This is a genomic window from Halobacillus massiliensis, assembly GCF_900166625.1.
GTDB classification, from domain to species: domain Bacteria; phylum Bacillota; class Bacilli; order Bacillales; family Halobacillaceae; genus Halobacillus_A; species Halobacillus_A massiliensis.
The window spans coordinates 3,244,278-3,266,717 of the sequence record NZ_LT800499.1 but is presented as its reverse complement, the minus strand read 5'-3'; the positions used below and the strand labels follow the sequence as shown (position 1 = coordinate 3,266,717).

Genomic DNA, 22,440 nt, shown 5'->3' with positions numbered 1-22,440 from the left:
GGATTAGATGGCTGAAGAAAGTTATTGGGTGAAACGAGAGAAGGAGCATATCAAACGAGAGCAGATGAAGGATGAGGAAGTCTCTCAAAGGTTAAGGGAAATCATTGATCAGGCGTTGAGGGAATCCGAGAAAGAAATACAAGCCTTCTATGCCAGTTATGCAGATAGTCGAGGGTTAACACCGGCAGAAGCCAAACAGCGAGTCTCTGAAATGGACATACAACGTTATGAAAAGATGGCAGCTCGCTATGTTCGTGAACGAGAGTTTAGTGCTGAAGCTAATGAAATGCTGCATACTTATAACACGAATATGTACATCAATCGTCAAGAGCTTCTAATGATGTATTTAAATGCTCATTTGGTGGCCATGGCTGATGAACAGACCAAGACTTTTCAAGCGTATTTAGAGCAGGCCGGCATTGGGGAGGTACTTCGTCAGGCAGGAATACTTGGAGCTGATATAACGATCACAACAGCGACGCTTCAATCACTGGTTGGGGCTTCTTTTTATGGAGCGACCTGGTCTACCCGCATATGGGATGATATGGAGGCCTTAAGAGGTGAGCTGGAAACCATCATTAATAGTTCCATCATACGAGGAGTGCATCCAAATCGCTTCATCAGTAAAGTGCGAGAACGATTTGATGTTACGGATTTTGAAGCAAGAAGATTGCTGATCACCGAAGTGAGCCGAGTGCAGGTAGAAGCTCAGAAGCTGTCCTTCAAAGCTTTGACTGATGGCGATCCAGAGGCAGAGTATGAATATGTCGCTATGATTGACCACCGGACTTCAAGAGAATGCAGGGGAATGGATGGTAAGCGATTCAAAGTATCTGAAATGGCGGTGGGAATAAATGCACCCCCATTGCCGGAGCTCTACAGCATTGCTCATCCCTGACAATTGGAGGGATGAGTTTTTCTTTAAAAATAAGGGGAAATACTCCATTTAAATGCTGTGGAGCTTGTTAAAGTTGGTATAATAAATTATGGGAACTAGAACCGTACAGTCAAGCACCCACTTCCCTGTTCCCTTTAATAAATGGGCCAACTGTGGGAGGTTGAAATAATGGAATATAAAGTTTGTAGTCACTGTAAAAGAAGTATGCCGAAGACTAAGGAATTCTTTGTTAGTGACGGAGAAAGAATTAAGTCGCCCTGTAAAGAGTGCAATAAAAAACGTAATCATGAGCGTTATATTAAAAACAGAAGTGAGCGCAAAAGAAAAGCTAAAATTTATAGAGAAATGAAACAGGCGGAGAAAGAACAAGAAAAGAAAATGGCTGAATTAAAAATGAAGTCTACCAACGAATGGAAAGATATAGAATACAATAATGAATATATGGTTTCCCTTAGAGGGGAAATATACTCGAAATTTCATAGAAGGAACCTGGTGCCAGGAACAAAGGAAAATGGCTATAAGTCAATACCTTTGTGGGTAGACAACACAGGCAAGAATTATTATGTTCATAGATTGGTTATGGAGCACTTTTCCGAAGAAGAACCAAAAGAAACAGTGAACCATATTGATGGAGATAAAGCGAATAACCACATTTCCAATTTGGAATGGGCGACGTATATAGAAAATAATGTACATGCTAAGGAAACAGGTTTATGGAGCATCCCAAAGAACAATCCTAAAACGTCCACACGCGTTAAACAATTTGATTTAGAAGGTAATTTTATAAAAGAGTACCCGAGTATGAGACAAGCGCAAAGAGAAACTGGAGCTGATTGTACTGGAATCGGGCATAGCATAAGAAAAGGTAGACAATGTGGTGGATTTATATGGAAATTAGCATAGAACAACTAAGCATCTTCTAATGAAGGTGCTTTTTATTATGATAATGGCGGTCAGTGGGATTGGTGGCCGCAAATAGATATTTGTCTTTAAGCACCAGACGTTAAACAGGCTTAAGAACTAATCGGGCTTTAAACACTAACTGAATAACCTTTAAACCATAAGCACTGGCCGGGCCATTAAGGACTGGATGGGGCTTGTTTTTTATGCGTTAGAAGTTAGTCGTTTCTAAGACTGAATGGGAGAAGGAGAATGACCATGACTGAATTACAAAGTAAATTGCATCGTTTGAACCTCCAGTTTTTTGCTGAAGATGACACCTCTGATAGTGACACTGATCAAGATGACACCAATGACTCAGATGACAACCAAGATCAATCATTCACTCAATCAGATGTGGATTCTGCCGTAAGTAAAGCTGTCGATAAGGCGCTGAAGAATCGAGAAAAACAATTCGAGAAAGAGAAACAGCGAGCTATCGATGATGCTAAGAAAGATGCGAAAGAATACGCCAAGATGACCAAGTCTGAACAGGAGCAGGCCGACTTTGAGAAGCGAAAGAAGGCACTGGATGATCGGGAAAGAGATTTAAACCTTAAGCAGCTACGAACTGAAGTGGAGGTCAATCTGAAAGAAGAAGGATTACCTTCAGATTTTGCTGAGTCCCTTATCACCTTAGAAGATAACGAAAAGATCAAAGAATCGATCTCCAATATTAAAAAGACATTTGATGAAGCCGTAAATCACGCGGTGAAAGAAAAGCTTCGTCAGGATCCACCAGAAGGAAATCAGTCTTTCAAAGAAAGACAAGCAGCTGGGCCGAGTTCCCGTGCTGAAATGGCGAAGAAAGCAAGGATTATTTAAGGAGGAATAGGTATGTCAGAGAAAAAGCTATTGAAACTGAATCTGCAGCACTTTGCAGAATTTGATCCAGATAACGTCATGATGAGTGATTCCAAGGATGGGGTCATTCCTAAATCTCAAGGGACTCTCATTATGAATGACGTCATGCAGAATTCGAAGATTATGCAGCTGGGTGTTTATGAAGAAATGGACAAGCAGGAAAAAGAATTTGATTACTTTGCTGAAGGACCAGGAGCTTACTGGGTCAATGAAGGTGAACGAATCCAGACTTCTAAAGCCAAATGGTTAAAGATCACCATGAAAGCCAAGAAACTTGGTGTCATCCTCCCGGTGTCTCGTGAATTTCTACAGTACAGTGTTTCGAACTTCTTTGAACAAATGCGTCCTAAGATTAGTGAGGCTTTCTATAAGAAGTTTGATGAAGCCGGAATTCTAAATGTAAGCAATCCTTTCTCACAGTCCATTGAGCAATCAGTGGTAGAGGCCGGTCATGAGCTAGAAGGGGATATTACAGGTGAGAACGTTCTCCAATTAGGAGATCTTCTTCTAGAAGATGACTTTGAAGGGAATGCCTTTATATCTAAGAGTCAGAATGCGACAGCTTTACGACAAGCGACTATTGGAGAAGGAAACCTGCAGCAGGCAATCTATGATCGTTCGAATAACCGAATTGATGGACTCCCTGCAGTTAACATTAAGAATTCTAACATGAAGAAAGGCACCCTTTATCTGGGGGACTTTGATCACCTTCACTATGGAATTCCGTTTGATATCTCCTACAAGATTGCTGAGGAAGGTACAATCTCCACCATTACTGATGAAGCTGGGGAACCAATCAACCTGTTCGAACGTGAAATGGTTGCTCTACGAGCCACGATGGATGTTGCAGTTATGATCGTTAAGGATGAGGCGTTTGCAAAACTAAAACCAGCCACTCAGCCAGAAGCTTAAGAAGGAGTGAATGAGCATGTTTAAAGTGATTAATGCTTTTACAGATGCAGATACGCGCCAGGTCTACCAAGAAGGGGATAACTTTCCTCGTCGTGGCCAAGTAACAGAAGAACGAGTCCAGGAACTTTCTAGTAATGAAAATAAGTTAAAGAAACCATTGATTGAGCCTTTTAATGTCATTACCAATGCTGAAGATGCACTTAAAGAGGATGAATTCCCTAAACATACAGGTGGAGGATATTTCGAGCTTTCGAATGGGGAGAAGGTCAAAGGAAAAGAAGCAGCTGTCGAAGCTGAAAAAGAACTGAAGTGATTAAATGGCAACAACCATTAGAGAAAATGTAAAAACACTGGTTGGTGTTGAAGATGATCTACAAGATAAGGTTATTGATTTAATTATCAAGAATATTGAATCCCGATTGAGGATCTGGCTGAAGCAACATGCAGAATTGAACGAAATTCCTGATGAATTAACTTTTATCATTGAAGAACTGGCTATTCATCGATTTAACCGGTTGGGCAGTGAAGGGATGACTTCTGAATCTGTAGAAGGACATTCTGTTTCTTTTTCTGAAAATGATCTAGCTCCTTACCTATCCATCTTAGAGACGTACATTCCTAAATCAGAGACATCGGGAAAGGTGATGTTCTTCTAATGAGATATGCTGAACGAATCACCTTACATGAGTCAGGGCAAAGGCAATACAATCCGGAGACCGGAAAAACAGAAGTTACGGTCGATGAAGGTCTCACTCTCCCTTGCCACTTGTCACCTACGAGCCTGGAAAAGGTTCAGGCGGTCTTTGGGTCTACGGAAAGGAAAGTCACCACAGCAAGGCTTCAGCGTCCTTATAAAGGTAAGGCAGATAAAGCCGTTACCAGTGGAAATAAATTTAACGTTCTCAGACATGTCCCTCACAGGTCCGAGAGCGTTATTTATTTAGAAGGAGTAAGTGAATGGACTTAAATGGGCTGGACAAGTTGCTCGCTGATCTCAATCGAATGGATAACGAAATTGAAGACGATGTAAGTACGATTGTTAAAAATAATACGATTGAACAGACAGGAGAAGTCATAAAGAATGCCGTGTTTGTTAAAGGGTATCAAACCGGATTTACGAGAAGGAACATCGAGACAGAACGAGTGGATAAGTTGCATTTCCGAACGATTTCAAAATCGGAGCACAGTGCATTTTTAGAATATGGAACTCGATACATGGATGCTCAGCCGTTTGTTTATCCTGGCTACTTTAAACAGAAGAGTCTTTTCCTGTCTGATCTTAAGCGTTTAGTAGAGTAGGTGAGTAAATGGAATCGCCAGAAATCCAACTGTTTAATGAGGTGTTTATTCAATCATTAGAGTTAGGCTATCAAACGGTGGATTATGCAGCTCAAGGCGAGAATGGCATTCATTATCCTTTCGTTCATGTATCTGAATCGATTAGCGATGATGTCATTAATAATAAGGAGATAATTACGGGACGCCTTTCTCAGACCATTCATGTGTGGGGATATGCGAATGATCGAGATAAGTTCTCTAATATGGTTTTTCAGTTGAAACAGCGACTTAGAGGATTAACAAGGCTCTCAAATTACTTTGTGAATATAGAGGCTCTAAATTCGAATGCTGTATTTGATAGCACGACGGACGATGATTTATTACATGGCATTATTCAAGTTGAATATGAGTTAAGTTAGGAGGAAAACAATGAAGAAAGCCAAGGGTGTACACAAAGTTTTGTACTTTCGAAAACTCGGTGAAGCTGATAAAGCAGCAAAGCTAGTCTTTCAAACGGAACACTCGAAGTCTTACTCTCGAGACCGAGAGAAAACGGAAACGAAGGATGGTCCGGTCTCAAGCACCGCCTCTTTAGAAGATGAGGTTAGTATCTCTGCTATTCAATCAGTAGAGGATCCGACATTTACAATGCTGGAGGATTCAATTGTAGAGGATTATCCCGTGGAAATGTGGGAAGTGGATCTGGCCAAAAAGACGGTCGAAGGAGAATCAGGGTCCGAGGTGACGAAGTTTGAGGCGGAATACCGACAAGGTTACATTACAGAATGGGAGCCTACCAGTCCTTCTGAAGATGATGCTGAGATCGAAGGAACGTTTATCACAGAGGGGATCCGTCAGAAAGGACAAGTCACGCTGCCGGATGGAGACATTAAAACTTTATCGTATGTCTTTCATGACATTTTAGAGGATGATCCAGCAGACGATGGACTTGCTGACAATATAGAACCTGCAGAACCGGAAGTATAAAAACGAGAGAGGGATATTCCCTCTCTTTTTTAATACTTAAAAGAGAAAGGGTGGATTATACACATGCATATTAATTTTGATGGTCGTGAGATCGAGCTTAAATTTGGTCTTCGTACACTTACAGAGATTGATCGTGAGCTTGGTTTTGAGGTAGAAGGGGCTAGCTTAGGTCAAGGTCTAGAAATGATGATTCCCAACTTGAGATCTGGAAACCTAATTGGAGTGTCAAAAATTGTGAAGGCAGCTTCTACTCATGATCGTAAATCTCCTAAAACCTATGAAGAACTAGAAGAAGTGCTGGACGATATTGCAGAAAACCAAGGATTTGAGGCTTTCGGTAAGCAAGTTATTGGAGAGTTGGGAAAGCGACCTATGACCCGAAATTTAGTGCCAGAGGACATGAAAGAAGAAGGGGAAGAAGTGGCGAAGCAACCAAAGGCGGTTTAACCTATAACGAAATCGTTATTTATGCCTTAAGAAAGCTGGGGATGAATCGCTTACAGGATGTAGAGGAAATGACGCTCTCTGAGTTTCATTACAAACGCTATGCCCAGGAATATAAAGAGATCGATGAAGAGTATCGGCTCCATAAGTCAGCTTTTCTTATTAGGAATGCAGCTGCTACTAAAACAGTTGGAACAGGTAAGAACCAGAAAGAAGAGTATGTCTTTAAGGACTTTCATGATTTCTTTAATTATGAAAAAGCTCTTCAAGTAGTGGACATGGAGATCACAGAAGAACCTGTCCAGAATAACAAAAAGCTTTCACCGGCTCAAATAGCATTGCAGCATAACCAAAGTAGGGGGTGAAGCCATGGCGAATTACAGTGTAGATGCGGAATTAAAAGCCAGCGTCTCAAAGTATCGTAAGGCCATTCAAACGGCCCGAAGGGTGACAGAGAAGTTTAAGCGTGAATCAGAATCCGTTGAAGATACGCGATTAAATGCAAATACCAGTCCTTTGCGTAGAAACCTTAAAAAAGCTCGGCAGATGATGAATCGTTTTGCTCGTAAGAAAGTTAAAGCTGAAGTGGATGTTGAAGCTGATACTTCTGAAGCTAAAAGAAAAATGGGCTTGCTTTTGGCTGTTAAACAAGCTCTCAGTCGAAAAGTCATTATCCCGATAGAGGCACGGGTCAACAAGTTCCAGCGCACGATTAGTCGAATAGCAAACTCTATACAAGCACTTGGCATTGTGGCCAGTAATACATTTAGAGGTATTGGCCTAATGGTGTCGTCTGGACTCGTTCCTATACTCGCCAGTTTAGGTGGCTTGATTGGTGGGATCGGTGTTCAGTTAGGTGTCGTATCCGGTGGAGCTCTAGCTTTAGCCAGTTCTATGAGTGCGGCAGCTGCAGGGACCGGTGCTCTGATTCCTTTTGCTACATCCTTAGGGAAAGAGTTAGCTGAATTATATGAGAATGTCACGATTGGATCCTCGGAATTTAATGGACTAAGCAAAGCGACTCAAAATGCTCTCAAAGGTATTCAGAGTTTCAAAAACGCATTTGAGGATCTCAAGGATGAAGTTCGAGAACCCATCTTCTCTGCCTTTGCTAAATACTTGGAAGCCGGTACCCATATCATTGAGAAAGCAAGTCCAATGGTCAATGCGTTAGCCCATTCATTTGATGATCTTGGCCAGTCGTTATTGGATAACCTAAATGCTGATGATGTGAAGAAGAATTTCGACTGGATCCGTTATGCAGCTCCTGGAGCTTTTGAAAACTGGGGACGAATCATAGGAAATGTAACAGTAGCTCTGGCGAATCTATTTAGAGCTTTTGATCCTTTGGCCATTTCTGTCGAGCAAGGACTCCTAAGAATGACAGAGAGTTTTCGTCAATGGACGGATAGTTTAAGTGAGTCTAAACGTTTTAATAACTTTATAGAGTATGTAAAAACAAATGGACCTAAGCTGTTATCAGTCATAGGAAATATCACCGTAGGATTAGTAGAGATGTTTGCAGGCTTTGGACCAATGGCAGCCGATATGATGACCAGATTTCAAGGGATGACGAAACGCTTTAGGGAATGGGCGACGACCATCTCGGAGAACCAATCGTTTCAGCAATTCATAGCATACGTTCGAGAAAATGGACCAAAGGTGATCTCTTTAATTGGTAATATTATTACCTTTCTTAAAAATCTAGGAGTGGCTCTTGCCCCCTTAGGATCTACGATACTTGATGTAGTAAATTCCTTTATCAGCTGGAGTAATACCATGATGGAGGCTCATCCAATCATTGGACGCATCATTTCAGCACTAACGGTCATAGTCGGTTCCATGATTGCGCTAGTACCTATAGTTGCAGCTGCACGTACAGCTTTTGCTGGATTAGGTGGCGTATTAACAAATGTAGTAGGGAAAGCTTTCAACTTTCTGAGGGCTCCGATTACATCGTTCCGGGCTTTAATTGTTCAAATAGGGGCTAGGGTGGCTCCTTTGGCCGGCACTTTTCTACCTTTATTACGTACAGCTTTAATGGCTTTATCTGGGCCGGTAGGTATTATCATTGGCGTCTTATCCTTACTCGTTCCTGTGTTTGTTCGCTTATGGAAAGAGAATGAAGCCTTCCGTCAAGGGGTGCAGACAGCCTGGTCTTTCATCCAGCAGATTTTTACCACAGTCATTTCGTTTATTGCTGATTTTGTGCGAAATATTTTTGGGCAACTCGTTTCTTGGTGGAATGCAAACCAGCAGACGTTCTTTGCGACAGCACAGCGAATATGGAATTTGGTCTATAACGCGGTCGTTACAGTACTTCAGACGTTATGGGGATTTATCACTCAAATAACCTCGAAAATCCAACAAATTTGGCAAAAACACGGTGATGGGATTCTTCGAATTGCTCAATTTGCCTGGCAGGAAATCGTCAGTATTGTCTCTACTTTAACTTCGGTTTTAGGGACGATTATTTCCGGTTCCCTAAGCTTTTTGAAGGGATTATTCCAAATAACCTGGCCGATCATCTCTGGAGTGGTACAGACAGCCTTTTCTCTGATCACTACAATAGTTGAGGTTGGAATTTCCTTAGTCATGGGGATTCTTGATACAACGATGTCCCTCATCAAGGGAGACTGGGATTCGGCTTGGCAGACCGTGAAGGACACGGCCTCCGATATTATGGATAGCATCGTCAGTACCTTTGAGGGAATCGATCTGGTGCAGATCGGAAAGGACATCATTCAAGGTCTAATCGATGGAATTGGCTCTATGTTCGGCGGTATTAGAGACATGGTGAAACAAGCTGCCGACTTAATTCCTGATTGGCTCAAGAAAAAGTTAGGAATTGCCTCTCCCTCGAAAGTAACAACCCAACTTGGTAAATGGACCGGGGAGGGAATGGCCAAAGGGACAGAAAAAACCCTGCCCTTGATTGCAAAAAAAGCGAAAGAGATGGCACAAGCTGTGGTTCCAAATAAGAAGGATATGACGGTTGATCCATCTGTTCAGCTTAAATCCTCAAGTATTAAATCAAGCCTTAATAGTCTGAGACAGAATAGTAAGGCCCAGGTCCTGAGTGCTGTGAATGCGGATGTAAAGGTAACCAACAAGCAGCCTGCTTATATTAATCTAGGTATCGCTGGTAGAGAGTTCAATGCCTTTGTTGAGGATATTACTCAAACACAAGATCGACAGACAAGGCTTAAGAAAAACTTTCAGTAAGGAGGTACTTTATGTATGAATTCGTAGACTTTACAGAAAGGGGTACACAAAGTACCTCCCTTTCTATTCAAACTACATTTAATGGAATTACGTTGGATGAGGCATTGACGGATGATAATGGGAGTTTTATAACTTTGTCCGTAAGTGGGAGAAGTAATATGACTAATCGAATGAACACAATTGAAGCTCCCGGGTTAGATGGACTGATTGAATCGAGTTTAACGACATTAGAGGCTCGAGAAATCAAAATTAAATATAAAATTACTGATCGAACAAATAAAGGATTTAGGGATCGATTCAATCACTTAAATTCCTTATTACGTGTATCAAAAAAAGAATTAGCTTTTTCGGATGAAGAAGCTATTTTTTATGCCACTTTATCAAGTAATGAGGTGCCAGAAGAGACTAGTAATAGTGTGATTGGCACCCTGACTTTTCTGTGTACGGATCCCTATAAATATGGTCCGAAGCAATCTAAAGAACTAGTCTCAGACTATGAGATGATCACCAATTCAGGTTTAATGCCAGCTGATCCAACCTTTGAACTGGAAGTGTTAGAACCAGTGACCTTTGCTTTGGTGCAAAATCATTTAAATGAGTTTGTCATGGCAGGGCGCCCTGTTGATGTGAAGGAAACCCCTGAAGCTCCTGAGACTAAGGTATTTCACAGAGCGATGGATTCATTGGTTGGATGGACCGATACAGATGTAATTGCTGAAGGTTATTTAAATGGTTCCATGACCCATGACGATACCGGTTTTATTGCGGAATTTGCGGAACCAAATTTTGGGGAAGCAACGTGGCATGGGCCAGCAATGAAAACAAGTCTATCAGAAGAAGTTCAAGACTTTCGAGCTGAAATGTGGCTTTACTTCCATACAGATCAAGGAGGACGAACAGGCCGATCCGAAATGTATCTCCTAGATGCCACCAATAATCCGATCGTTCGAGCATTTATTGAAGATAAGTGGCGCGGTTTAAATCAATTAGGTTGTCAAATTGAGATTGCTAATGGAGTGCGTACCCCATATATTTCTTTTCCTCCAAAGCTGGAACGTTTTAATGGAAAGCTCAAGGTTTCAAGAGTAGGAAATCAATGGACATTTACAGTACAAGAATTTCAGGATGGTCGTATCGTTAATGAATGGGTCGAAAGGTTGGAATCAGATGTAGCGATGCAGCCAGCTGCTCAAATACAAATCGCTTATCAAAAATGGTATGACGATGTGGTCGAGCGTATGGAAGTGTATAGTATGCGATTAGTCAGGATAAACGATGTGGAGAATACTACTTCAACGTATATCGCTCAGCCCGAGGACGTAATTACCTTCGATCATCAATCGGGAGATGTACTTATTAATGGGGAGCCGAGAATGGACCTCATTAGTTTTGGGGCCGAATTCTTTCAATTAATAAAAGGACAAAACCAGATAATTGTCCAGCCCGAAAATGCGTTCAATGTGTGGTTGCACTATAGGGAGCGATTCTTGTGAGTAAGATTTATATAGCTGATGGCCAAACGGACCAAATACTCGATGTTATTACGAAAGAAAAGATCATTTCAAATAATCATCGGAAGTCTCTGAAAGACCATCTTGAAACGTTCGACTTTGAAACGTTATCCGATCAACGATTCTCTCAATATCTAACGAAGAGGAACCGAGTCATCATACCAGGAGAAGATGGAGAACTAATAGAATTTATCATTTATGAAGCCGGCAAGTTTCGATCAGGTGTGAACCTTCATGCAGAGGTTTATACGAACGCTAGTTACTTAGACCTCAAAAAGGCGAAGATTATGGAGCCTCATACTACGAATGCAGAAAGTGCCGAGTCTCATGCGATTCTTGCATTGAATGGTACGGAATGGGAGCCTGGTACGGTTTATTTTAATGGAGTTAGAACTCTAACATTTGAGGATCCTATCCACCCATTTGGTTATTTAAAGAGAATCTCCAACGAATTTGACTTAGAGTTAAACTTTCGCATAGAAACCGAAGGAAACCAAATTGTAGGACGATATGTAGACTTAGTTGAAAAGGTAGGTACTTGGAGAGGACGTACAGCTGAATTTGGAAAAGACCTACTGGAATTAAGACGAACAGAAAAAACAGATCATATCGTGACAGCCCTTCATGGAAGGGGACCAGAACGTGAGGATGGGACGCGGCATGAAGTAGTAGTAGAAGATGAGGCTGCCTTGAAACGATGGGGAAGAAACGGGAAACATCTGATAGAAGTCTATGAACCTCAAACGATGGATCAAGACATGACGAAAGAAAGATTATTAGTTCTTACGGAAAATGAATTAGAAAAGCGAATCAATAGCCTAGTTGAATATAAGGGAGGTATAGCAGACCTTGAGTATGTACCAGGCATGGCCAATAAAAAGTTCAGGTTTGGCGATACCATCCGTATAAAGGATACAAAATTTAATCCTCCCCTATATTTAGAAGCTCGCATTCACACACAAGACCGCGATATTGTAAATCAATCGAATAAGTATATAGAACTTGGTGATTATACCGAGTTTACAGAGGAAGAAATTAAAAGTATTTGGAAGGCTATGCAATCTGAAATAAGGCATAAGCTTTCCCTTATGTTGATAACATCCATCGTCTCTAGCGTAGGAGATGTATTTAAGAATGGGGAAGGCTCTACCAGTTTAACAGCCAAGGTTTATCTTTCAGGTTCTGAAATTGATCAAGAGGGAACGTTGTATTCGTATCGATGGTCGAAGTATAACAAGCATGGGGTACCTGTCTCTGACTTTTATGAAGAAGGGAAAACCGTAGAGGTAACAGCTACAGATATAGAAGAAAAGGCCACATTTGGTGTGGAGGTTTGGAAAGACTCAGCTGTTTCTTTTGACCGGTTCACGCTCTCAACGGTTTTTGATGGAGAAGATGGAGAACGTGGTCCACAGGGACCTAAGGGAGAGCGTGGAGAACAAGGGCCTCGAGGGTTACAGGGTGAGCAAGGACCAGATGGGGATAAAGGGATACCTGGTGTCCCGGGCGAGGATGGTGTTTCAAGCTATACGCATATTGCCTATGCCAATAGTGCTAACGGGACAGAAGACTTTTCTGTAGGAGAATCAACCGGAAGAGATTACCTCGGTATGTACGTTGACAGCAATTCTACAGATTCAACCGTCCCATCAGATTATAAATGGACGCTTATAAAAGGTACAAAAGGAGATCAAGGGATTCCTGGGCCCGAGGGATCTGACGGTCGTACTCCTTACTTTCACACTGCATGGGCTGATAGTTCTGACGGTTCAACGAATTTTTCAACAACCGATGCAGCTAATCGCGATTATATTGGAACCTATACCGATTTCACGCAAGACGACTCCGGCGATCCTGGCGACTATAGATGGACAAAAGTTAAAGGGGAAAAAGGAGATAGAGGAGAACAAGGTGAACGTGGACCTGAAGGACCTCAAGGTCTACGCGGCCTTCAAGGAGAACAAGGTCCACAAGGAGATCAAGGCATTCCTGGGGAGCCAGGGACGGACGGCTCTGCTTCTTACACTCATATTGCCTACGCCAACAGCTCAAATGGAACCGATGGTTTCTCTGTAAGTGATTCTACGAATAAAACTTACATTGGTATGTACGTTGATCATACTTCTGCCGATTCAGATATTCCTTCTGATTACAACTGGACGTTAATTAAAGGTGCAGACGGGGCTCGAGGTATTCAAGGACCGCAGGGTGAGGATGGTCAAACGCCTTACTTCCATACGGCCTGGGCAAATAACTCAGTAGGTACATCTGGATTCTCAACAACAGAGTCCGAAAATAAATTGTATATCGGGACCTACACCGACTTCACAGCATCTGACTCTTCTAATCCGTCTGACTACAAGTGGTCGAAAATCAAAGGGGATAAGGGAGATAAAGGTGAACAGGGCACTGAAGGGCCGCGAGGTGAAAGAGGACCACAAGGTATACAAGGGCCTGCCGGTGAGAACGGTCAAACAACTTATACGTGGATCAAGTATGCTGATACCTCTTCAGGCTCTGGAATGTCTGATTATCCAGATGGAAAAGAGTACATTGGATTAGCTTATAATAAGTCGACTCCTTCTGAAAGTTTGGTTGCTTCTAATTACAACTGGTCACTTATTAAAGGGGCTAAGGGGGACAAGGGGGCAACCGGTGACCAAGGTCCAACAGGCCCTGAAGGACCTAAAGGAGATCGTGGTCCGCAAGGGATCGAAGGGCCTGCTGGGGAAAATGGGAATCCAACATATACGTGGATCCGTTACGCTGATGATGTAAACGGAAATGGCATATCTAATTTTCCGGACGGTAAAAGTTACATCGGTATTGCACCAAATAAGTTAAGTCAAGATGAATCAACAAATCCATCTGCCTATACGTGGTCTAAATACGAAGGTCCAAGAGGCGATAAAGGTGAGCAAGGAAGCACTGGACCTAAAGGGGAAACCGGTGAGCAGGGACCCCAAGGGGAACGTGGCCCACAGGGTATTCGCGGTCCACAAGGGGAAGACGGAAAGCCAACATATACATGGATCCGATATGCGGATACATCTTCTGGTGGTGGTATGGCGAATAGTGCCACAGGTAAGGAGTATATTGGTATTGCAACGAATAAGACGACTCCTACCGAAAGCTCTGATCCTAGCGAATATACATGGTCGCTTATTAAAGGTCCTAAAGGAGATCAAGGCTCGCAGGGACCTAAAGGCAATACAGGAAACACTGGAGCCCAAGGTCCCGAGGGTCCGAAGGGAGAAAAAGGGGATCGAGGTCCCCAAGGTATAGAAGGACCAGCCGGTACGGACGGTAAGCCTCGTTACACGTGGATTCGTTATGCTGACACTTCCTCAGGGGGAGGAATTTCAAATTATCCCGATAGCAAAGAGTATATTGGTTTAGCTCACAATAAAACCACAGCCATCGAGTCAACCGATCCGTCTGATTATACATGGACGAAAATCAAGGGAGAGAAAGGTGATAAAGGAGCTCAAGGAGATCAAGGCTCGCAGGGGCCTAAAGGTGATCAAGGGGATCGCGGCCCTCAAGGTCCAAATATTGTCGATAGTACAACGACTTTTGATGAGGCTTTTGAAACCATCAGCCGAAATGCAAGTGGATCCGTATCCATTTCAAGTGGAGATGCCGGCAAGTGGTTTCGCATTGCAAGCCTTTCAAGTGGGCGAGCTCACGGGAGAATTATTGTGCGTGATACAACAAGCTCTCAACATGGAGTAGCCGTATTTGAAGCAGGTATTCATTATGGTAGACATCCTTATATAAACCTTTCTTCCTTTGGGCTTTATAGCACACGTGGATTTACTAGCGCAAGGATTGTATATAACGGAACGTATGATGAAGTGTTTCTAGAGCTATATATTGAAGATAATTCTCGTACTCAGAGGTTTGAATATTGGCTTACAGATAATATTCAAAATCCTGGGTGGAATTCGGTGAATTGGTCGAATGGAAATATTCCAACAGGATACACAACGTTCACTAGAAAAATTAATGAAGAGGAAGTAACACAGGGAACTATTGATAAGTGGCGCTATCCTAATACCGTGGAATTTGATGGAGGGAATATTAGAGCTAACACCATTCGAGCGAATGCCATTCAAGTTACAAGTTTATCTGCTCTCTCTGCAAACCTAGGTACTGTTAATGCAGGTACTTTAAAAGCAGTGAGACTTGAAGGTGTCACCGGTACCTTTTCAGGGTCCGTAGAAACGCCAGCTTTAAAAATCGATAACCCCAACATTACTCAAGAAGGTTCAACAGGATTACTGTTGCAGCTTTCTCGTACAAATCCTAACTCGGGGTCACCGTTTCTAAAGGCTGGTTACATCGAGTTTAATACGAACAATAATGCTCTAGAGATCTATAAATTGGATGAGTCAGGTAATGCAACGAATATGAATGGATTCCGCATAGACGCAGATAGATCATTTATAGGCGGTCGGCTTGAAGCCGAAGCATTTGAGTTCTTTAATACCGGTTACATGCAGGCGAATAGCGATGAAACTAGACAACTAATTGAAATTCGTGCTCACCAAGGGAGTTACACGGAAGGACACGCAGGTATCAATTTATATGGGGCTGGTGATCCTACAGGGCTTAACGGTGAAATGCGTATATATGCCGGGGGGAACGCGCACAGTACTTTTAGAAAAACAGGGGATATGCATTTACACAAAGGATCCTATCGAACGGACGATTATTTCTTTGGCCAGCGTTTATGGAATGAAAATGGTTATGCTACCGTACGGAGTGATACCCACCAGGTGTTTTTGCAATCACCAGATGAAGTAAGAGCTGTCGAGCCTCAAACGGTTTCGTCTTATATTCCATTGCGTGCTTCCTCACACCCTACGGGTTCATCGATACTTTATAAAACGAATAAAAAATCATTTTCTTATGAAGAAGCCTTGTATTTATTAGAAAATGCGAGTGTCCATACGTACCACTTGCAAAGAGACATTGATCACGGGATTTATGATAAACCGAAAGTGGGATTTTTTTCTGAAATGGTTCCTCAAGAAATAAGAGATCAGGATGGGGTAGATCCCTATTCTATTGTTTCTGCTTTATGGAGAGTTGTTCAAGGGCAAAGGAAGGAAATTGAAGAGCTCAAAACTCTTACTAAAGATATATTAAGTGTTTTATAAAAAGGGAGAGATTTACCAATGGAGAGTAAGTTAGATGCAAACAGAATCATAGATATACAAGCCAGCAGATATGCTCAGAAGATGGCTGTACTGGAAAAAGAGGTTTCTATCCTAATAGGAGAAAGAGATCAATTAAAAGAAGAAAATCAACAATTAAAAGATAACAAAGCAAACGCCAAGAAATAAGGCGTTTTTTTAATGCTTTTAAATAAACAGGTTGTTTTTAGAGTCGATGAGATTCTTTATAGTTCAGGGGGGTTATTCGTGCCACAAGTAGATAAGGAAGTGGAGGATATGGAAAAGTTCATGACGGTGCTCATGGATGTCAAAGTCACATTGGCTAAGCAAACAGAAAAGTTAGACCATGTGCTAGATATCAAACAAAAGGTTGATAACACCTATGATACGGCACAGGCAGCTGATCGACGTTCACGAGCCAACGAAAAAGACATCGAAGATTTAGATAAGGACTTAAAAGACAAAGCAGACAAAGACGATGTGGAAAGAATCATCAAAGAAAAAGATAACTGGAAAAAAAATATGCCAGCTTGGGTCGCGGTAGCTATTTCAGCTATCGCTTTATTATGGCCTTACATTTAAATCTTTGGCTTTGAAAGGAGGTGAGAAGGTTGGACAAAGGAACGATTGTCCGCACTGTTGTATTACTTGTGGCGTTACTCAACCAGTTTTTAGTGACAGCTGAATTAAATCCTATTCCTGGCACAAAGGAATTCTGGGGAGAGCTCATTACCATGGCAATTACAGCAGCAGCAAGTGCCTGGACATGGTTTAAAAACAACTATGTCACATGGACAGGAAAACAACAGAAAAACGTTTTAAAGGAAGCAAATCTAATCAAGTAGTTGAACGGCAGTCACATATAGCAGCCGTTTTTCTAATACAAACATTTAGGAGGAATTATTTATGACAAAGATTTTTATTGATGCAGGACACGGTGGAACAGATCCAGGAGCTTCAGGAAATGGACTTCACGAAAAGGACTTAACATTGGCTCTGGCTTTAAAGACTCGAGACATTTTAAATAATGAATATGATGGACACTCTGTGCAATTATCTCGAACGAGTGATCGAACGCTATCCTTAACAGAGCGTACGAATATGGCAAATAGCTGGGGAGCTGACTATCTTGTTTCAATTCATATCAATGCGGGTGGTGGAGTAGGATTTGAATCTTTTACGTATAATGGCAGCTACTCTAGTAAAGCTGAAACCAATCGGCTGGCAGGCATAGTTCATGATGCCATTGTCAATCGTACAGAGTTTAGAGATAGAGGGAAGAAAGAAGCAAACTTCCACATGGTAAGGGAATCAGCGATGCCATCTGTACTAACTGAAAATGGCTTCATTGACAGCACTTCTGATGCAGCTGCCTTAAAGTCAGATGCTTTCTTAAATAGTATCGCTAGAGGACATGCTGAGGGATTGGCTGAAGCGCTAGGACTTACGAGAAAAGCGTCTGAAACTCAGGCCTTTGTGAAAATTCTTGCGGATTCTCTATGGACATACAATTCAGCTGACTGGGAGGACCGGGCAGTTATCGTAGGTGAAGATGAAGTCTTCACAGTGATTCGAAATAAATTCCCTGTCGAAGGTGGCCATATGTATCAGCTCAAGAGTGGATTGTATATTACAGCTAATCCATCGTATGTAGAATTCTATAAGAAGTAGTTTATATCTACCTCGAAGAAAGGGCTGAGAGTGTGCATTGAAGCATCAACTCAGAGCCCCTTGATCCAGCCTCGTCCTTTTGGGCGGGGCTATTTTTTATGAAGAAAATAAAACCCTCTCAAAGTGAGGGCTTTTACATTTCATCTCTAATTGTAAGCTTAATCTGAAACTCCTTTTCGAAGGCAAGAGGAGGTTCCATCTCTATCTCTGTAATTCTTCCTTCCTTAGCGTATTCCGTCAATTTTTCTAAAGTTTGAATAATCCTATATTTATTAATATCTGTAATTTCCTGCATCTACATCCTCCTTATTCTCCACTTTGGTAAGGCTTTTTAAGCACAAGAAAAAGCTTTACTTAAAATACCAATAAACATGGTCACTAAATATAGATACATGTATATAAGACTATTTAACCATAAGAAAGTAAATTCTACCAGTAACTAACGGAATCTTTTATTGATTAATTATCCGTAAAATGAATATAATAAGAACAAATGTTCGTTAATGAGGTGATAATCATGGAAAGTTTGTTAATTAAAGCTAACGATGAAAATATGACGCTTGAAATGATATATATGGATACACAAGGGGAGCTATCCTATAGAGTAATTAAAGTAGTGAAGAATGAAGAAGAATTTATTCTCGGATACTGTTATGACAAAAAGAAAGTACGTTCATTTAGGAAAGATAGCATTCTTTCCATTTATCCATATAAAACTAGAGAAAGGAAAGAGGCATAATAGGGCGTAATAGATGGTGGAGCAACACAGATAATTAGCAACTCCGAGTTCCATTTCATGGTTTCTATTGGTTATTACAAAAGGCAGTTATCTGGAAGACTTTATTTAGAGCCTTACTATCTCATGATAATCCGGTACTTGTATAGTGTATTTATATATAAGGAAGTAATAATAAAACTTGTTAAATATATAAGTGATGTTAAAAAAATATTCCAGCCTCCAAGATAAACGACCTTTCCGAAAAGAACCATTAGATACTCAAAAGAAGTGGTGGCTATTGTATAAATCAAAATGAGCAGGGTATTATTCGTCTTATGTTTAATTTTAAAATAGCTAAATGAAATAGCGAGTAGAGGAAAATAGCCAGCATTAGCAGGGAAAATGGAGAGTGTAGGGTTTTTATATATTGGTTCTATAACCCAAAATAAATAGAACCCCCATTCATTAGCTAAATAGGCGATAGATATTCCTAAAGGAAAAATAAGCATAACTATCTCAGGATATTTTTTGAAAAAGAAAAAGATTATTATCCAAGGAATTATTGCTCCAAATATTATATTAAATACCATTGTAGTCACCTCGTTAGATTATTATGTACGAGTTTATTTTAAATTACACCATAAGATTTTCAGCTAATCGGTGTGTGGTTTTTATATTTGGTACTAGCCCGTACAAAAAGAGTATATATTCGTTGTAATAAAATAGGCTCTCCTCCTAGGTGAGCCTTTATAGACGAGGTAAGATATTTCGTCTTATTAAATTCCTTTATATATCAACGAGCTGTGGGCCAGGATTCATCTTCATAACTAGTTTAGATTTTCAAGCAAATTATTTAGATTCTGGATATGACTTTTCATTTGTTCAATTGCATAATTTGAATTTCTTATGAAAAGAGTCATTATGCTTTGTCCGTAAGTTGTACCAGGTACAGCCCATTTTCCATTTAATTGTACCCAGGTTGTTGCACTTCCGCGAGTGACAAGATCAAACCTAGGATCAACCTTTTTATACCCTTGTGGAATATTTTGCCTAGAGGCATAGGCAAATAAATGCTGAATGTGAGCATGAACTCCCTCTTCTGGTGTGTCAAAAACAGCGCCAGAGTTTCCTGGCCCAGTAGCACCGATACCTGCAAAGTTGTTTTGGCTAGCATTTACTAGACCGGTGAAACGAAAGTAATTAGTTTCATGAAGAGCTTGTGCAAAAGCAACATCTCCGCGAATACCGTAGATTTCTCCATATTTAATATAAAGGTTTCCTAATGATGGTGCATTTGGATTAACTGTTTTAACAAATTGATCGAGCTGGCAAGCGTTTAACTCCGCCTTCCCTAAAATGGTATATTTCTCTACCGGTGTTAATGGCGGCGGACTTGGAGGAGGACTTTGTTCGTCGCTAATAATGTATGCATCGCTGATTCCTGCAGATTTCAGAAGTGCAACTTGAGCCTCAGCATTCTCCTTACTAGAAAAAGCTCCTGCTTGAACACGGTAATACTGAACACCGGAGATTATAATAGGAACGATAAAGGAATTAATATTCTTTTGATTAAGAAATTGTACTCGATCTTCCGCATTACTCCTATCCCTAAAAGAACCGGCAATAACTCTAAAAAGTCCGCTTGGTGTTGATTTTGCAGGTAAATTTAAGGCTCTTGCAACACCACGAGCAATTGCAGAGGAAACATCATTGATGAAAGTATTATTCCGCAATAGGGAAAGGTCGCGGACATTGTCTACAAACAAAACTTCCAATAATAAAGCTTCCATGCGAGTTTCTCTGAGAACATGGAAGTTCTCTCTCTTCTTGCCTCTATTGATAATATTGTATTTAGTGCCCACAGCATTGACGATTTGATCATGAATAATATTTTGATAGGTACGTGTAGCAGCTGAAACAGATCCATTAAATATAAAACTTTCAAATCCACTGCCTCCGCTTGCATTATTATGAATGGATAAGAAAAAGTCAGCATTTTGAGCATTTGCTAAATTTGTCCGCGCTGATAAAGATACCGTAGTATCCGTGTTTCTCGTCATTACAATTCTAACGTCGTAGTTTTGAAGTAAAAAATCTCTTACTTTTGAAGAAATCGATAAATTGAAATTTTTTTCAAAATATCCTTGAAAAGAGGCTCCTGAATCCGAACCTCCATGGCCAGGGTCAATAACTATAGTTACCATAATTTTTATGGATCTTCCTTTCAATTTTTATAAGATAGTATATTATTTTTCCTATTGATCTGCTTGGACTATAGTTGTTATATGGAAATTTATATTTTTATGTCACTAGCCCTATCCATTATTATTCCTTTGAATATAGTTTATAGGAGGGGGTGAACGTACATGCATAATAAGATATTTAACCAGGACTGCTTTCCTGAAGTGTGTTGTCTTACAGGAGGAGCCCTTTGCCCGCCTAGAGGTCTTCCGAAGTTTCAGCCAGCAAGAATTGTTCGTACAATTGTGGGAGCAACAGGCCCAACAGGAGCAACAGGTCCAACAGGCCCAACAGGCCCAACAGGCCCAACAGGCCCAACAGGAGCAACAGGTCCAACAGGTCCAACAGGAGCGCCAGGAGCAACAGGACCCACGGGGCCGGCAGGAGTAGGGATACCAGGAGAACCTGGTGACGGAGCTATAATTCCATTTGCTTCTGGTTTACCAATCGCTTTAACTAATGCTGTAGAAGGGGTGTTAGGAACAAGTGGTTTAGTCGGATTTGGAAATAGCATATCTGGAGTAACTATTCTCGGAAGCGACCAAATTGACTTAACTGGAGCAGGTGGGACTCTGTTAAACTTTGCTTTTTCTGTTCCAAGAGATGGCATTATTACGGATATAGAGGCTTTCTTCAGCGTCACTGCAGCCGTGGATTTAATAGGGGATGCGACTATTCAAGCTCAAGTATATCGATCTTCTGCACCATCTACTAATATTTTTGATCCAATTCCTGGAACATTAGTGACATTAACTCCTGATATTACAGCACCAATAATAATTGGAGATATTGCTTCTGGCTCGCTTTCAGGTTTAAATATTCCTGTGAGTCAGGGAGATCGACTCTTAATGGTATTCACCGTAGATGAAACTGGACTCACTTTACTAGTTACAATAGAAGGATATGCAAGTGCAGGGTTGGCTATTAGCTAGTCAAATTTAATAATGGGAAAATGGGGCAGAATTTTATCATTTCTGCCCCATTTTTATTTCATGGATTAATACGTAATATTTACTTTAGTGCTATCCTTTAGCCTGCTAAGCTATATAGCCAATAGTTAATAAAGACGGCCTCTGTAGTGTAACAAAAAATATTATTTTATGGACTATCCCTCGTACTTACTGGGGACATTCACCTTAATCCTTATTTCTTTCTAACTCATCAGCGATAATCTCCATACCTTTATAACTTAACCAGATACCACCGGGGAGTTTTTGGTTTTCATCAGAAACCTCTCCGGTAACAACACAAGCTTTATTTGGCTTATACTTCTGCATAATTAATCTCTCTCCATCCACGAATACTTCTACAGCATCTTTCACTTGGATATCAAGTGTTCTTCTTAATTCTATAGGTAAGACCACTCGCCCTAATGCATCAACATTACGAATAATACCTGTATTTTTAATAGTCAATACTCCTTTCAAATTTTAAGTTTTCTACTGTATGGGAAATATACTCCTGTCCTTATATATTTATCCCGTAAGCATCCGACATCTCTTGGGAACTACATCAAATACAACGTTACCACTACTCACAGATCTAGGGATAAGTCATCTCTAGATGTAT

25 protein-coding genes are annotated in these 22,440 nt (G+C 40.9%); 21 read left to right on the top strand and 4 right to left on the bottom strand.

Going from position 1 to position 22,440, the window contains the following annotated elements:
- Positions 1-7: 7 nt before the first annotated feature.
- The 19 genes from B7E06_RS21935 (at position 8) to B7E06_RS16130 (ending at position 17,912) form a co-directional block, all read left to right on the top strand.
- Entirely contained in the window at positions 8-898 is an 891-nt protein-coding gene (locus tag B7E06_RS21935) for a minor capsid protein (RefSeq protein WP_082234979.1), read from the top strand.
- Positions 899-1,066: 168 nt separating this feature from the next.
- Entirely contained in the window at positions 1,067-1,801 is a 735-nt protein-coding gene (locus B7E06_RS22140; protein WP_179134075.1) for an HNH endonuclease, read from the top strand.
- Between the two features lie 255 nt (positions 1,802-2,056).
- Positions 2,057-2,662 carry a DUF4355 domain-containing protein gene (locus B7E06_RS16205; protein ID WP_179134074.1) on the top strand — a complete coding sequence of 202 codons (606 nt, stop codon included), beginning with the start codon at positions 2,057-2,059 and terminating at the stop codon, positions 2,660-2,662.
- A 12-nt stretch (positions 2,663-2,674) separates the two neighbouring features.
- Positions 2,675-3,613: a phage major capsid protein gene (locus B7E06_RS16200; protein WP_082234976.1), complete on the top strand. Its 939-nt coding sequence runs from the start codon at positions 2,675-2,677 to the stop codon at positions 3,611-3,613.
- A 16-nt stretch (positions 3,614-3,629) separates the two neighbouring features.
- Positions 3,630-3,926, top strand: coding sequence for a hypothetical protein (locus B7E06_RS16195; RefSeq protein ID WP_245807758.1), 297 nt, complete (start codon positions 3,630-3,632; stop codon positions 3,924-3,926).
- Positions 3,927-3,930: 4 nt separating this feature from the next.
- Entirely contained in the window at positions 3,931-4,269 is a 339-nt protein-coding gene (locus B7E06_RS16190) for a phage head-tail connector protein (RefSeq protein ID WP_082234974.1), read from the top strand.
- The gene (locus tag B7E06_RS16185) at positions 4,269-4,580 is read left to right on the top strand and encodes a hypothetical protein (RefSeq protein WP_082234973.1); all 312 of its coding nucleotides are present in this window, start codon (positions 4,269-4,271) and stop codon (positions 4,578-4,580) included. Before B7E06_RS16190 ends, B7E06_RS16185 begins: the two co-directional genes overlap by 1 nt.
- Complete coding sequence (locus tag B7E06_RS16180; protein ID WP_082234972.1) at positions 4,571-4,912, top strand: HK97-gp10 family putative phage morphogenesis protein; 342 nt, start codon at positions 4,571-4,573, stop codon at positions 4,910-4,912. The genes B7E06_RS16185 and B7E06_RS16180 overlap by 10 nt, the downstream gene beginning before the upstream one ends.
- An 8-nt stretch (positions 4,913-4,920) precedes the next feature.
- The gene (locus tag B7E06_RS16175) at positions 4,921-5,310 is read left to right on the top strand and encodes a hypothetical protein (protein ID WP_082234971.1); all 390 of its coding nucleotides are present in this window, start codon (positions 4,921-4,923) and stop codon (positions 5,308-5,310) included.
- A gap of 10 nt (positions 5,311-5,320) precedes the next feature.
- Complete coding sequence (locus tag B7E06_RS16170) at positions 5,321-5,878, top strand: phage major tail protein, TP901-1 family (protein ID WP_082234970.1); 558 nt, start codon at positions 5,321-5,323, stop codon at positions 5,876-5,878.
- Between the two features lie 63 nt (positions 5,879-5,941).
- A complete protein-coding gene (locus B7E06_RS16165; protein ID WP_082234969.1) occupies positions 5,942-6,325 on the top strand; it encodes a tail assembly chaperone in 384 nt (127 codons plus the stop codon).
- Positions 6,326-6,366: 41 nt separating this feature from the next.
- The gene (locus B7E06_RS16160; protein ID WP_143414511.1) at positions 6,367-6,687 is read left to right on the top strand and encodes a hypothetical protein; all 321 of its coding nucleotides are present in this window, start codon (positions 6,367-6,369) and stop codon (positions 6,685-6,687) included.
- A 4-nt stretch (positions 6,688-6,691) separates the two neighbouring features.
- A complete protein-coding gene (locus tag B7E06_RS16155; RefSeq protein WP_082234967.1) occupies positions 6,692-9,547 on the top strand; it encodes a phage tail protein in 2,856 nt (951 codons plus the stop codon).
- Between the two features lie 11 nt (positions 9,548-9,558).
- Positions 9,559-11,040: a distal tail protein Dit gene (locus B7E06_RS16150; protein WP_082234966.1), complete on the top strand. Its 1,482-nt coding sequence runs from the start codon at positions 9,559-9,561 to the stop codon at positions 11,038-11,040.
- Positions 11,037-16,223 (top strand): phage tail spike protein, encoded by a 5,187-nt coding sequence (locus B7E06_RS16145; RefSeq protein WP_082234965.1) that lies wholly within the window; start codon positions 11,037-11,039, stop codon positions 16,221-16,223. The genes B7E06_RS16150 and B7E06_RS16145 overlap by 4 nt, the downstream gene beginning before the upstream one ends.
- Before the next feature lie 18 nt (positions 16,224-16,241).
- Positions 16,242-16,409: a hypothetical protein gene (locus tag B7E06_RS21930; RefSeq protein ID WP_179134073.1), complete on the top strand. Its 168-nt coding sequence runs from the start codon at positions 16,242-16,244 to the stop codon at positions 16,407-16,409.
- 78 nt (positions 16,410-16,487) lie between these two features.
- Entirely contained in the window at positions 16,488-16,823 is a 336-nt protein-coding gene (locus B7E06_RS16140; protein ID WP_082234964.1) for a hypothetical protein, read from the top strand.
- 20 nt (positions 16,824-16,843) lie between these two features.
- Entirely contained in the window at positions 16,844-17,086 is a 243-nt protein-coding gene (locus B7E06_RS16135; RefSeq protein WP_425432205.1) for a phage holin, read from the top strand.
- Between the two features lie 61 nt (positions 17,087-17,147).
- Entirely contained in the window at positions 17,148-17,912 is a 765-nt protein-coding gene (locus tag B7E06_RS16130) for an N-acetylmuramoyl-L-alanine amidase (RefSeq protein ID WP_082234962.1), read from the top strand.
- 133 nt (positions 17,913-18,045) lie between these two features.
- On the opposite strand, the gene B7E06_RS21925 is transcribed toward B7E06_RS16130, so the two are convergent.
- Complete coding sequence (locus B7E06_RS21925) at positions 18,046-18,207, bottom strand: hypothetical protein (RefSeq protein ID WP_179134072.1); 162 nt, start codon at positions 18,205-18,207, stop codon at positions 18,046-18,048.
- Between the two features lie 222 nt (positions 18,208-18,429).
- Between B7E06_RS21925 and B7E06_RS16125 the strand changes: the two genes are divergently transcribed.
- On the top strand, positions 18,430-18,651 hold the full coding sequence (locus B7E06_RS16125) for a hypothetical protein (protein ID WP_082234961.1): 222 nt from the start codon (positions 18,430-18,432) through the stop codon (positions 18,649-18,651).
- A gap of 116 nt (positions 18,652-18,767) precedes the next feature.
- Here the strand turns inward: B7E06_RS16125 and B7E06_RS16120 are convergent, their stop codons facing one another.
- Positions 18,768-19,220 (bottom strand): hypothetical protein, encoded by a 453-nt coding sequence (locus tag B7E06_RS16120; RefSeq protein ID WP_082234960.1) that lies wholly within the window; start codon positions 19,218-19,220, stop codon positions 18,768-18,770.
- Between the two features lie 237 nt (positions 19,221-19,457).
- On the bottom strand, positions 19,458-20,834 hold the full coding sequence (locus tag B7E06_RS16115) for an N-acetylmuramoyl-L-alanine amidase (protein WP_082234959.1): 1,377 nt from the start codon (positions 20,832-20,834) through the stop codon (positions 19,458-19,460).
- A gap of 162 nt (positions 20,835-20,996) precedes the next feature.
- Between B7E06_RS16115 and B7E06_RS16110 the strand changes: the two genes are divergently transcribed.
- Positions 20,997-21,803, top strand: coding sequence for an exosporium glycoprotein BclB-related protein (locus B7E06_RS16110; protein WP_082234958.1), 807 nt, complete (start codon positions 20,997-20,999; stop codon positions 21,801-21,803).
- Positions 21,804-22,007: 204 nt separating this feature from the next.
- Here the strand turns inward: B7E06_RS16110 and B7E06_RS16105 are convergent, their stop codons facing one another.
- Entirely contained in the window at positions 22,008-22,280 is a 273-nt protein-coding gene (locus B7E06_RS16105) for an AbrB/MazE/SpoVT family DNA-binding domain-containing protein (RefSeq protein WP_082236036.1), read from the bottom strand.
- Positions 22,281-22,440: the final 160 nt, after the last annotated feature.